Annotated in this window: 13 protein-coding genes; 5 read left to right on the forward strand and 8 right to left on the reverse strand. The window is 54.7% G+C overall.

The window, feature by feature from the left end; all coding sequences use genetic code 11:
- Nucleotides 1-23: 23 nt before the first annotated feature.
- A complete protein-coding gene (locus tag EHN06_RS10320) occupies nucleotides 24-566 on the reverse strand; it encodes a TetR/AcrR family transcriptional regulator (RefSeq protein ID WP_164735600.1) in 543 nt (180 codons plus the stop codon).
- Between EHN06_RS10320 and EHN06_RS10325 the strand changes: the two genes are divergently transcribed.
- Both EHN06_RS10325 and EHN06_RS10330 read left to right on the forward strand, forming a co-directional pair.
- Nucleotides 553-2253, forward strand: coding sequence for a flavin-containing monooxygenase (locus tag EHN06_RS10325; protein WP_206075643.1), 1701 nt, complete (start codon nucleotides 553-555; stop codon nucleotides 2251-2253). The genes EHN06_RS10320 and EHN06_RS10325 overlap by 14 nt on opposite strands.
- Before the next feature lie 2 nt (nucleotides 2254-2255).
- A complete protein-coding gene (locus EHN06_RS10330) occupies nucleotides 2256-3236 on the forward strand; it encodes a patatin-like phospholipase family protein (protein WP_127332508.1) in 981 nt (326 codons plus the stop codon).
- Between the two features lie 78 nt (nucleotides 3237-3314).
- On the opposite strand, the gene EHN06_RS10335 is transcribed toward EHN06_RS10330, so the two are convergent.
- The gene (locus EHN06_RS10335; protein ID WP_127332509.1) at nucleotides 3315-4250 is read right to left on the reverse strand and encodes a LysR substrate-binding domain-containing protein; all 936 of its coding nucleotides are present in this window, start codon (nucleotides 4248-4250) and stop codon (nucleotides 3315-3317) included.
- 120 nt (nucleotides 4251-4370) lie between these two features.
- Between EHN06_RS10335 and EHN06_RS10340 the strand changes: the two genes are divergently transcribed.
- Both EHN06_RS10340 and ycaC read left to right on the forward strand, forming a co-directional pair.
- The gene (locus tag EHN06_RS10340; protein ID WP_127332510.1) at nucleotides 4371-5240 is read left to right on the forward strand and encodes a pirin family protein; all 870 of its coding nucleotides are present in this window, start codon (nucleotides 4371-4373) and stop codon (nucleotides 5238-5240) included.
- Between the two features lie 89 nt (nucleotides 5241-5329).
- Nucleotides 5330-5950, forward strand: coding sequence for an isochorismate family cysteine hydrolase YcaC (gene ycaC, locus EHN06_RS10345; protein WP_127332511.1), 621 nt, complete (start codon nucleotides 5330-5332; stop codon nucleotides 5948-5950).
- A gap of 51 nt (nucleotides 5951-6001) precedes the next feature.
- Here ycaC and EHN06_RS10350 read toward each other — a convergent pair whose 3' ends face one another.
- From EHN06_RS10350 to EHN06_RS10360, 3 genes are all read right to left on the reverse strand, one after another.
- Entirely contained in the window at nucleotides 6002-6601 is a 600-nt protein-coding gene (locus EHN06_RS10350) for an ATP-dependent zinc protease (RefSeq protein WP_127332512.1), read from the reverse strand.
- Nucleotides 6598-7173, reverse strand: a complete 576-nt coding sequence (locus EHN06_RS10355) for an ACP phosphodiesterase (protein ID WP_127332513.1) — start codon at nucleotides 7171-7173, stop codon at nucleotides 6598-6600. The genes EHN06_RS10350 and EHN06_RS10355 overlap by 4 nt, the downstream gene beginning before the upstream one ends.
- Nucleotides 7174-7237: 64 nt before the next feature.
- Nucleotides 7238-7786, reverse strand: coding sequence for a porin family protein (locus EHN06_RS10360; RefSeq protein WP_127332514.1), 549 nt, complete (start codon nucleotides 7784-7786; stop codon nucleotides 7238-7240).
- Nucleotides 7787-8037: 251 nt separating this feature from the next.
- Here EHN06_RS10360 and EHN06_RS10365 point away from each other — a divergent pair, with 251 nt between their 5' ends.
- Nucleotides 8038-9453, forward strand: a complete 1416-nt coding sequence (locus EHN06_RS10365; RefSeq protein ID WP_127334409.1) for a TrkH family potassium uptake protein — start codon at nucleotides 8038-8040, stop codon at nucleotides 9451-9453.
- 50 nt (nucleotides 9454-9503) lie between these two features.
- On the opposite strand, the gene EHN06_RS10370 is transcribed toward EHN06_RS10365, so the two are convergent.
- The 3 genes from EHN06_RS10370 to EHN06_RS10380 all read right to left on the reverse strand — a co-directional run bounded on the left by EHN06_RS10370 (nucleotide 9504) and on the right by EHN06_RS10380 (nucleotide 11838).
- A complete protein-coding gene (locus tag EHN06_RS10370) occupies nucleotides 9504-9869 on the reverse strand; it encodes a PilZ domain-containing protein (protein ID WP_127332515.1) in 366 nt (121 codons plus the stop codon).
- Between the two features lie 92 nt (nucleotides 9870-9961).
- Nucleotides 9962-10624 carry an alpha/beta hydrolase gene (locus EHN06_RS10375; protein ID WP_127332516.1) on the reverse strand — a complete coding sequence of 221 codons (663 nt, stop codon included), beginning with the start codon at nucleotides 10622-10624 and terminating at the stop codon, nucleotides 9962-9964.
- A gap of 8 nt (nucleotides 10625-10632) precedes the next feature.
- Nucleotides 10633-11838, reverse strand: a complete 1206-nt coding sequence (locus tag EHN06_RS10380; RefSeq protein ID WP_127332517.1) for a 1-acyl-sn-glycerol-3-phosphate acyltransferase — start codon at nucleotides 11836-11838, stop codon at nucleotides 10633-10635.
- Nucleotides 11839-11940 lie beyond the last annotated feature (102 nt).

Below are 11940 nucleotides of genomic sequence, written 5' to 3' on the forward strand. Positions count from 1 at the left end.
GATTAGCATCCGAAAGGCTGCCGTCAAATGCCTGCCAATAACTGCAAAAGCGTAGCAGAGGTGCGCGACAAATCTATTGGATAGTCCAGATCGTACAGTGTGTGCGTCCCGATAACGACTGAAATCAGGATCGAGGCCAGTTGCTCCGCGTCGAGATCCGGTCTGATCTGTTTCTTCATCTGACTGTTGGTGATGTACACAGCCAGGCGACGAATGCTGTCGCGTACGAATTCGAGATAGCGGTCGTGAATAGCGGGTGATCTGGCGCAGGCGTCGAGTAATTGATAAGGCCTGATCCCTCTGCGGGATATCGGATAGGTGCCGCCCATCAGTTCGCCAAGGAAGCGTTGCATCAGTCCGATCAGGTCGCCGTCATTCTCCCCGTTCTCTTTGAAGATGGAGTCCAGCCACTCTTCCCCCACCCGACCCATGACCTCAAAGATGAGCTCGTCACGGTTTTTGAAGTGAACGTAGAAGGCGCCCCGCGTGTAGCCGGCGTGGGCGCAGATATCGTCCAGGCTGACGTCCAGCCCCTTGTCGGGAAATAACTCCATGGCGGATTTCACCAGGGCTTCCTTGCTAGCTCTTTTGGAAGCTTCACGAGACTGCGTAAATTTTGTGGATGTCATTCGCTTGCCTTGTTCTTTGCTCGATGAGCTATTGACATACGATACCGTATGCGTTCAGATTAATCCACATACGAAATCGTATGCGAATCTTGATCACCTTTATCGCAGGATAATCGCAATGACTAGCAGTGAAGCTGTAACCCCGCCACAATCACGAAGTACAGCGCCTGGAACTTATGATGTATTGATTATTGGTGCCGGAATCAGCGGCATCGGTGCCTCCATAAAGTTGATTGAGTCGGGGAACCGGGACTTTGTCGTGCTGGAAAAAGCGTCTGACCTCGGCGGTACCTGGCGCGACAATACCTATCCAGGCTGTGAATGCGATGTGCCGTCAGCACTCTATTCATTCTCTTTTGCTCAGAACCCTTCCTGGAGCCGTACCTTTGCTGGCCAGGCAGAAATTCTGTCCTATGTGCGTCACACCGCCGAACACTACGGAGTGCTACCTTTTATCCGCTTCGAGGCGCCAGTTGAACATTCTCGCTGGCTCGAGGAACGTTGTCAGTGGGAGGTCAAAACGGCAGAGGGAATCTACTACGCCAATAAACTGATTTCCTGTGTGGGATACTTGCACGAACCCATCATTCCCGATCTGCCCGGACTCCGGGAATTTACCGGGGTATGGTTCCACTCCTCTCGCTGGAATCATGAAACTGACTTGACCGGAAAACGGGTAGCGGTCATAGGAACTGGTGCGTCAGCGATCCAGTTTGTCCCGGAGATCCAGCCGTTAACCAGAGAACTGGTCCTTTACCAGCGAACACCTCAATGGGTTTTGCCAAAGCCCAACCGCACCACGGCGGAGCTTGAGAAACGGATGTATCAATGGCCGTTTACGCTGAATGGCGTGCGTCAGACCTTGTATAGCGCGTTTGAACTGCTGGGTGTTGGTTTCCGTTATCCGGCCATACTCAAGCAGGCGCAAAGAATCGCGAAAGCTCATATCGGCTATTACATCAAGGATGAAACCCTTCGCCGAAAGCTCACCCCGGATTACACCATGGGTTGTAAGCGGGTGCTGATGTCGAATGACTACTACCCTGCACTGGCAAAACGAAACGTTGATGTGCTTGCCACCGGCGTAAAGGAAATTCGGGGCAACGTAGTAGTGGGCAGCGACGGTAGTGAGCGAGAGGTTGATGTCATTATCCTGGCCACTGGTTTTCATGTGACCGATGTACCCATTGCTGCGCAGGTCACTGGAGCCGATGGCCAGACTCTGGCAGAGAAGTGGCAAGGCAGCCCCGAAGCCTACAAAGGCACCACCGTCAGCGGGTTCCCCAACTTCTTCCTGATGCTTGGCCCGAACCTGGGGATCGGTCACAACTCGGCGTACATCGTTATTGAATCCCAGATCCAGTACATCATGGATACTTTAAAGAACATGCGCCGCCAAAATATCACCCGCTTGGATGTTCGGCCGGAGGTGCAAAGCCGGTACAACGCCATCGTTCAGAAAGAGCTTCAAACAACGGTCTGGAATACCGGCGGATGTTCCAGTTATTACCTGGATGCCAGTGGTAAGAACGCCGTGGGCTTCCCCTGGCACACCATGAAAATGCGATCACTGCTGAGTCGCTGGGATAAGCATGCCTACACTTTCCAGCTAAGGGGAAACTGAACGTGACTTCCAAGGTAAGTTTGAGCAATAAGAAAGTCGGCCTGGCACTGGGTTGCGGTGCAGTGGCCGGTGCTGCGTGGTCGGTCCCGATTCTGGCGGAACTACAACGACAACTTGCGTGGGATGCTCGCTCTGCGGATGTGCTGATTGGAACTTCTGTAGGTGCAGTGCTGGCTGCCCTGTTGTCTGCAGGCGTATCGATCGATGACATGGAATCTTCGCTGAGCAGTAAATCCAAGTCTTCCGGTTGCGACTGGGATCACGATACATCCTGGGGGCCCTGGCATCCGTCATTGCCAAAGTTGCAGTTTTCCGGGTTACCGTTGTTGAGAAAGGGGTTGCGAGGTGAAGTGCCTCCATTAACGGCTATCTGCGGGGTGCTACCGAAGGGACAGTTCGACATGACACCGTTCCGGCAACTGATTAATGCCCACGTATCGGAGGGCCAGTGGTCCCCCCACGACAACTGCTGGATCATGGCAGTCGATAATGATAGCGGAGAGCGTGTGGGCTTCGGTCGTCCAGACGCCCCCGATGCATCACTGGTCGATGCTGTTTGTGCCTCCTACGGCGTGCCAGCCTGGTGTCCACCCGTTGAGATAGGCGGCAGAACCTATCTGGATGGCGGAATTACCTCTCCCGTCTCCGCGGATTTGCTGGCGGACAGCGATCTCGACGTTGTGATCGTGGTGGCGCCCATGTCATCGCGTACCATTGAGGCCAATCCTTCCCTGTTGGCACGCATAGAACGTGTGGCACGTCGCTACATGACACGAATAGTGGACCGTGAAGTAGCGTTGTTGCGGCGCGCAGGAAAACAGGTCATCAGGCTAGAGCCATCAACCGGTGTTTTGCAGGCTATTGGGTACAACATGATGGACTCCCGGCGGCGGCATCGGGTATTCGAGTCGGCAACGAAGACCGCCTCAGCCGCCGTTGAGCAGGCATTAAGCGAAGCGACTATCCCCCAACACAGGTCGTAAGAGACCAACCCATAGGTAAACCTACTGACATCATCGTTCTGGTATTCAGTCAAAGTCGCTATACGGCCTTGGGAGCCTCTAGTGTTGACCTGTGGTCAGTGCCGGGGGCGCTGGAAAATCCACCTCATCCACCTGCTCTGACAGGTAATCGAGAAATGCGCGAATCGCCGGCAGCAGACCGCGGCGCGAAGGGAAGACGGCATGGAAAATGCCTCCGCGAGGCTGCCATCCGGGTAGTACATTGGTCAACCGTCCCTCAATCAGATCGCGTCCCCCCACAATCAGAGGCATTTTGACCACACCCAGGCCGGCAAGTGCAGCCTGCCTGAGAGTGAATACATCGTCCGTAACCAGGCGGGGCTTGTGGTGAACCTGCACCGAGACGTCATCCGGACCATCCAGGCACCAGATGTGCTGGCCGTCGGCCTGCTCGAAGTCGATGCTGGGTAGACGAGTCAGGTCTTCAGGAGATCCGATTTCGGGGAAACGTTCCACCAGAGCTTTTGAAGCCATCAGGCATTGGGGGCTTTTGGACAGGACTTTCATGGTCAGGCCACTGTCTTCAATGGGCGGATACCGGACCCGGAGCGCCAGATCGAGCCCCTCCTTGATCACATCGACCCGGCGACTGGTGGCCACCAGTTCTATCTTGACCTCCGGGTACAGCTCCATGAACTGAACAACCAGCGGCGCCACCAGGAAATAGATCAGTCCTGGTGGGCAGCTCATCCGGATGCAGCCACGTGGCTCCGAACGGGAGCGATCGATCAGTTCCTGCGCCGCATCGGCTTCAACCAGCATGGCAACACAGTGGCGATAATACTCTTTGCCTAGCTCTGTCACGCTGAATCGGCGTGTTGAGCGGTTAATCAGGCGGGTATCCAGGCGTTCCTCGAGAAGCGCGATCCGTCGGCTCAGTTTGGATTTGGGCACACCCAGCGCCCGACCGGCAGGTGCAAAGCCACCGTGTTCCACTACCTGCACAAAATAATAGAGGTCGTTCAAGTCCTGCATCGTTCAGAGTCCTATATATAGAACGCAGATTATAATTTTTGATACCTACTCAGGCCAACACGGTTCCCCTATCTTGAACCTATTCAATGTCGATCTACTATCCAGAATAAGGGGGAACGCATGAAACAAGTAATGACCACCTACAGCACGCCCCAGGGCCACTGGGTTGGTGACGGCTTCCCCGTTCGTTCGCTGCTGTCCTACGATCGTATGGGTGCTAACAATATCAGCCCTTTCCTGCTTCTGGACTATGCCGGCCCTGCACAGTTTCAGCCCGGGACTCAACGGCGCGGCGTTGGCCAGCATCCCCACCGTGGCTTTGAAACCGTCACCCTGGTGCTACAGGGTGAACTGGAACACCGGGACTCCACCGGGAGTGGTGGTTTAATCGGTGAAGGTGACGTTCAGTGGATGACGGCCGGTGCCGGCATCGTTCACGAGGAGTTTCATTCCCGTGAATTCACTGAACGCGGCGGGGTACTTGAGATGGTCCAGCTCTGGGTGAACCTCCCTGCCCGGGCAAAGGATGTGTCAGCGGCCTACCAGACCCTTCTGAACAAGGACATTCCGGCCGTTTCGCTGGGTGACTATGTCGGCAGTCTCCGGGTAATTGCCGGTGATTACCAGGGCCACACGGGCCCGGCGAAAACCCATACCCCAATGAATGTCTGGGATCTGAAGCTGGAACCGGGGGCAGACGTGGTTCTATCCGTCCCGGAAGGACACACCACCATCGTTGTGGTGCTTAAGGGCGCGGTGCAGTCAAATGGATCGGAGGTGTTGCGGGAAGCTGAAGTCGCCTGCTTTGACCGTCAAGGCCAGGAGCTGCAACTCGAATCAAACAATGACGCCAGGTTGCTGGTGCTCACAGGTGAGCCGATCAACGAGCCTGTCGTGGGCCATGGTCCCTTTGTGATGAATTCCAATGCTGAGATCCATCAGGCAATCGCGGACTTTCAGAATGGAAAGTTCGGCATGCTTCGCCGCTAGGCCAGAACAGGTGATGGCCAGTGGATGGAACCGGTCCTTCGACCTGAGGGCCGGTAAATAAAACCCACCTGAAACGAAGGAGAATGAAGATGGCTTTTAAATACAATCGATTGGACAAGGACGATGTGGCTCTGTTGATGGTAGATCACCAGTCAGGGCTGCTCTCTCTCGTACGGGACTTCTCTCCGGACGACTTCAAGAACAACGTATTGGCGCTGGCGGATATTGCCAAGTTTTTCAACATTCCGACTATCCTGACCACCAGCTTCGAAGATGGTCCCAATGGCCCCATGGTGCCGGAACTGAAAGAAATGTTCCCGGATGCGCCCTACTTCCCTCGCCCCGGCCAGATCAACTGCTGGGACAACGAGGACTTTGTGAAAGCTGTGAAGGCCACTGGCAAGAAGCAGCTTCTGATTGCTGGCGTCGTTACCGATGTCTGTGTTGCTTTTCCAACGCTGTCTGCGCTTGAAGAAGGTTATGAAGTCTTTGTTGTCACTGATGCTTCCGGTACCTTCAACCAGACCACCCGCGACGCTTCCTGGAGTCGCATGGAGCAGGCCGGGGCACAAATGATGAACTGGTTCAGTGTTGGCTGCGAATTGCACCGCGACTGGCGCAATGATATCGAAGGCTTTGGTGGCATCCTCGCCAAGCACCTGCCCCACTATGCAAACCTGATGCAGAGCTTTGCAGCCCAGAAGGGCTAAGCTCTTGCAGGCACCACACCCGCAGTCCTTGCGGGTGTGGTCACATACTCGCTATTTCGCCAGATTTTTTCCGTTCTGCGCCAGTTCGTCCAGGTTGTTATGTTCGCATTCGTTCTCAGCCATGAAACTCTCTGACGATGCCACAAGAATGTTGTCGTCACTCAAGAATCGGCGCCCCAACAACGCGGGGTAGGAAAATCTTCCACGGTCGGCCAGGGAGAATTCGGTTTCATGGGTGGAACCGGCAATACAGAACTCCATGCGCACCACGTAGCGCCTTTGGGATGGCGCGCCCTTGCGCTTGATTCTGACAGTTCGGTCCACCGGCCGCTCAAATTCCAGGATGACATCCTCAACCTGGGTGCCTTTTTCACCTTTTTCCTGATCGCGGTGATCGGCAAGGGGAACCTGGAAGCTCACCCATTTCTCATCCCCTTTCTCGAAGGGCTCAATATTAACCGCGTGCAGGGAGGATGTTCTTGCTCCGGTATCCAGGCGGGCCTTCAGGCGCAAACCGGTATCCTGAAGAACAACCCATTCCACAAATCCCAGGGATTCCGGTGGGCGTTCCCGGGGCTGCTTTTCCTCTGCCTGGACAGATACGACCGAGGTCAGAATGGCTGCGAAGGTGAGTCCTACTGCTAACTTCATGAAACATCTCCGGCAAACGTGATCAGGTCTGGAAAGAACGTCAGGAACCGGCGCTCCAGTTCCCGGTCGTGGTCTTTTATTTCGTCGATGATATCGAAAAACTGATGCTGGAAACGGATACGCCCGGCAACACGGTTTAATGCAAGCCCCACGCTGTCCAGGTCAGCGTATGTACCGAACCAGTCATTCTCCGCCATGTTCCGGGTGACCTGCTTCATTTTTTCGGGCATCAGGTATTCGTAGTCCCGAAACTCCTGGTAAACGGCGTCGATAAAGGTACCGGAATCGACATTGCTGAATCGTTGCCAATGTCTTAACAGGTAGTGATCATAAAGGATATCGAGTGCAACACCTGCAAAGCGGCGCCTTTGCTGTGAGAACAGTTGCTTACTGGCCAGGACCTCGGGGTGGCTGTCCGTGTAGGTGTCTACGGCACGATGGTGGTACAAGCCGGTTCGAACGGTTGGTGGAAGTTTCTGGACCTCCAGCCCTCTGGCAAAGTCCCCCATCACGCTGCCGATGCGAGCCTGGGGTGAGTCTGGAGCCAGAAACAGATGAGCAAGATGGTTCAAGCAGCCTCCAGGGATTGCTTAATGGCGGGAATCCCTTCCCAGCCAATCCGGAAAGCTTCCCCAATCAGAAATTAAAGGTCACGCCGAGGCCCAGGCCATCAACAGTGACGTCGTCCTTGTCATAGTAACGCATATACTCCAGATTACCGGACACTTGGGGAGCCATTTCAATGTTGACGCCCACGCCGTAGGAAAAGTCGGAATCATCCTCGGTAGCAGTTCCGAGTGGCCCTTCAGCTTCCAGTTCCACCCGGGTAAGACCGAAAATAACATAGGGTGTTGCTGGTGATTCATTGGCCAGGTTCAGCGTTGCGTACCCACCGAAGAAGTTATCCACGGAGAAATCGACTCCACCAATGTTATCGTCGTCAACGCCGAAACCTGCCCGTGCTTCCGCGCCGAAGTAGGGTGTGGCCAGTGCACCCACTTTGGCGGACAAAGTTCCGACGTCGACATCGTCGGAGCCTTCCTCAATATTGAAGAAGGTGTAGTTCAGGCCGGCGTACAGGCCGCCAACACTCGACTTGTACATATCACTCGCGACCGCCGGTGCCGCAGCGATGGTGCCTGCGAGCGCTGTCAGTCCAAATACCAATGAACGTGAGGTTTTCATGTTTTAATGCTCCTTGCTGGTTTTCACCGTTGTTTTAACGAAATTGCACTACACCAACGAATTAATCCACCATCTGGATCCGGATTTACCCGATATTTACAGTGATTTAATTGCCCGGTAAGACCCGCCTCGCAGGCCCCTGTTACCTTGCGAAAGCGCCGGACCGCATGTATTCTGACGCCGTCTCTCTGTTCGGCTGGCTTGAGCTTCCTTTGCGAAACCTTAACCCCGTAATCTTTATTGTCAGCGTCATGTTCGTACTCTTGAGTATTTTCATGACGTTACCGGTAATACTTCTATCAGGTTCTGAAGCGCCCAATGCGATGGCGTTTGCGGAATCTGCCGCTATTGTTTTTGCGCTCGGGCTCTTGGGAATTGTGACCACCTATCGTCAGCCCCGCGACCTGAAACCCCGATTCATGTTCGTCCTGACGGTTTCAAGCTGGTTCATCATTGCCCTGTTATCCTCCCTGCCGTTTTACCTGAGCGATAACGGCATCTCCATGACGGACGCCCTGTTTGAGGGCACTTCCGGTATTACCACAACCGGCGCGACCGTATTAACCGGACTGGATACCATGGACCAGGATCTGTTGCTTTGGCGCTCCATTTTACAATGGATCGGCGGCATCGGAATCATCGGTATGTTCGTAGCCGTGTTGCCGTTCCTCCGGGTGGGCGGTATGCGCCTGTTTGCCACTGAATCCTCGGAATGGACCGACAAGGCGCTACCCCGCATGAAAACCCTCAGTCGGGGTCTGCTGCTTGTTTATGTGGTCTTTTCAGTGACTGCGGTGATGACATATTGGCTGTCAGGCATGTCGCTGTTTGATGCCTTTAATCATGGGCTGACCAGCATAGCCACTGGCGGCTTCTCGACGTCCGATTCCTCCATGGGCAAGTTTGATTCGGACCTGATACTGCTTCAGGGAACCCTGTTCATGATGATTGGGAGCATGCCCTTTTTCCTGTTTGTGCGGGAGATGCATGGCCAGCATGGGGTTCTATGGCGAGACCAGCAGGTTCGTCTGTTTATAACCATTCTTTTGGTTATACCAGCACTGTTGACTCTTCATCGGTGGTACGTGTCGGTCGAGGATTTTGATCCCATCCATGGCTATGTGGCCACACTGTTCAACGTAACGTCGGTTGTCACCACGACCGGCTATGCTTCTGAGGATTACTCCGCCTGGGGGCCCCTCGCATTTGTCCTGTTCTTCTTTCTTATGTTCGTGGGCGGCTGCTCCGGATCGACCGCCGGCGGCATGAAGATTTTCCGTTTCCAGCTCTCGCTCATCGTGCTGAGGGAGCAGTTGATGCGGTTGCTGCATCCGCGGGCGGTGCTGACACGCAACTATAACGGCCGGGCGGTAAGCGACGAAATCATTTCTTCCATGATTGCCTACAGCTTCATTTTCCTGCTCAGCCTGCTGATCCTGACAGTGGCATTGGCTGCTCTGCAACTGGATTTCATCACCAGTATTTCCGGTGCCCTGACGGCCCTGACCAATGTCGGCCCGGGGCTCGGGGCCATTATCGGTCCGGCAGGGACGTTTGCGTCACTGCCGGATGCTGCAAAATGGATACTGTCGGTAGGTATGCTGATGGGACGCCTTGAAATCCTGAGCGTGGTTATTGTGCTGTCGCCTGCCTTCTGGAGAAGCTGACCCTCCTCTACTGTCGATGCGATACCTTGACGTCTCGTCGATGCATCTGATCAGTGAGGGGAATTCGGTCTGATGGGAGGGAAATAACTGACTGTATGGTAGTGGTTCCGCAGCCAGGAAAGGAGTGCGGATATCGTGTGGTCGTCGTTCTCAGACTCATCAAATCCCACGCCCAATCCGTGTTCTGATTTCCGAACAACCTGCCCTTTTAAACGCTGGAATGAGTTCTCGTATCTATCGGGAAAACGAAACTCAACTTCCAGCGTCTGATTTAATTGGACGTCGGTGTAGTCGGTCGCTATGAACAGACCTCGCTCACTGGCATCCCGGATCTGTCCTGTCGCCACTGGCATGCTGCGCTTGTACAGCAAAAGCCCCAATTTCCCGGTTACACGCTTGCTCAAACGGTATTCCATGGAGCCTCCTTTGTCGGATTGCCGAAACCTTAGGTTGGACAGATAGTCATGGAATCATATCCCGGATTTGTCAAATATTATTTTGATACTGGTCAGAAATTAATCGTCTTGCTGAGGAATCGGCCGATGTCCTGAATTTCTTCCAGGCAGACGCTATGCTCCATCGGATACGTCTCGTAGCGCGGGCTGTAGCCCATGGCGCAGAGTTTTTCCGTGCTCTTACGCCCAAGGGATTCCGGTACGATGGGATCGAAGGTTCCATGATAGGCGTTGATCGGAATGTTCCGGTTGGCGTCGGAGAGTTTGATAGTTTCGGCGGTAGCGAAATACGTTGAGAGCGCGAGCAGCCCGGCCAGCGGTTTGGGGTACGTCAGCCCCAGTTCGTAGGCAACTGCCCCACCCTGTGAGAAACCGGCGATTATTATGTTTTTACTGGGAATACCGCGCTCAATTTCCCGATCCACCATCCGTGCAACGGCACTGGCAGATTCCATAAGCTGCGCGGTATCAACAACACGATCAACATCCATGGCCTTGATGTCGTACCAGGCCGGCATGCTCATGCCTCCATTGACAGTGACAGGCATGACCGGAGCATGGGGAAACAGAAAGCGTACGGCCGCATTGGCGGGTAAGCCCAGCTCGGGGACCACCGGCTCGAAGTCGTGACCGCTGGCGCCCAGTCCGTGCAGCCAGATAACGGCAGCCGTCGGGTTAGGGTTGGTTTCAAGTTCAATATATTCAAGTTCCTGCACAAATTACCTCAGTCGTCGGTGCCAGTGATGTTCGCTTCGGGATCATTTGCCTGTAAGGCGGTCACCACCGGGTTTGCGTACATGTCCAGCAGGTAGGGGCGAATCGCCTCGTCACAGCTTTCCAGCCTTCGCTCCATTTCCGCCTCTGCGGCTTCCAGTTCAGCCGGCGACCAGGTTTCCGCCGTCACCACGGAATCGCTCACTGTGTCCGGTGTAGTGTGGGCGTCCGGATGAATGCCCCTTTGCCGGTATGCCACCAGGTTGGAGGCATGCAAGTGGTAGTTGGCGTGCATTTCACGGTCGATTCGCGCGGCGAGATCCTTGGCGTTACCCGGAGAGTCCGCAATGGGAGCGCCAAAATGCACATGCACGTGCCCCTTGAAGCCCGTTAGCCCCTTCATGATCTGCTCGGTATCTTCGCCTGAGGCTTTGGTATAGCTCCCCGTCCGGGCCCGCGTTTCCAGCTCCCGGGCTTTGTCCGCGTCGCAGGGGTCGTATTCATAAGCGATGGACACCGGCACAATGTGGAGGCGATTCATCGCTTCCGCGAAATCCAGGCCGCTTTTTTTCTTGCTCATGTAGAACATCTTGATGATGGCCGGATCGGTGAAATCCAGACCATCCTTCGCGCGACCTTCCCGCTGGGCAATCCAGATACTGTGATTGGTATCAATACTGTGATTGATAAAGCTGGACAGCATGATGTAGGCATCCCGCATTTCCCGGGGGCTGGTCATGCTCCTGCGCACCACGAAGCTTTTGTTCAGGCGCATCATCTCGGCAAATACCCGATTGGCAAGCAGGTTGTCACCAATGGCAATGCGAGTGGTATTGAACCCGTTGGCGAACAGCAGGTGGTTCACCACCATCGGATCAAACACAATGTCGCGGTGGTTGGATATAAACAGGTGAGCCGTGTGTTTGTCGAGATTTTCCAGGCCACTCTGGGTCACACGGGTAGTTGTGTGCTCCACCAGCTCGCCGACATATTCAGAGACCTTGGCTTGCAGGTCATCAACCCGTTTCAGGTGGCCGAAGTTCTTCACGAGCCAGCGCCTGATCCACAGGCGCAACACTCCCGGAGCCCAGCGTGCCAGCGTGGGAGATTTGAAACGGGCGATCATGTCCAAAAATTCCGGATCATTCACCAGGCGCTTGATGGCAGAACCGGTTTCTTCGTCCGAATACGGACGGATGGCATCAAATTCCTGCATGGAGTTCCTGTTGTTTTCAGTGTCAGTGAAGGTCTGCAGTTCCGTGGCGATGACGTTAAAAATCGCGGTATTGTAGCGTTTATCCGGGGATTTTGCCTCTAC

It is taken from the genome of Marinobacter sp. NP-4(2019), assembly GCF_003994855.1.
In the GTDB taxonomy this organism is placed as follows: domain Bacteria; phylum Pseudomonadota; class Gammaproteobacteria; order Pseudomonadales; family Oleiphilaceae; genus Marinobacter.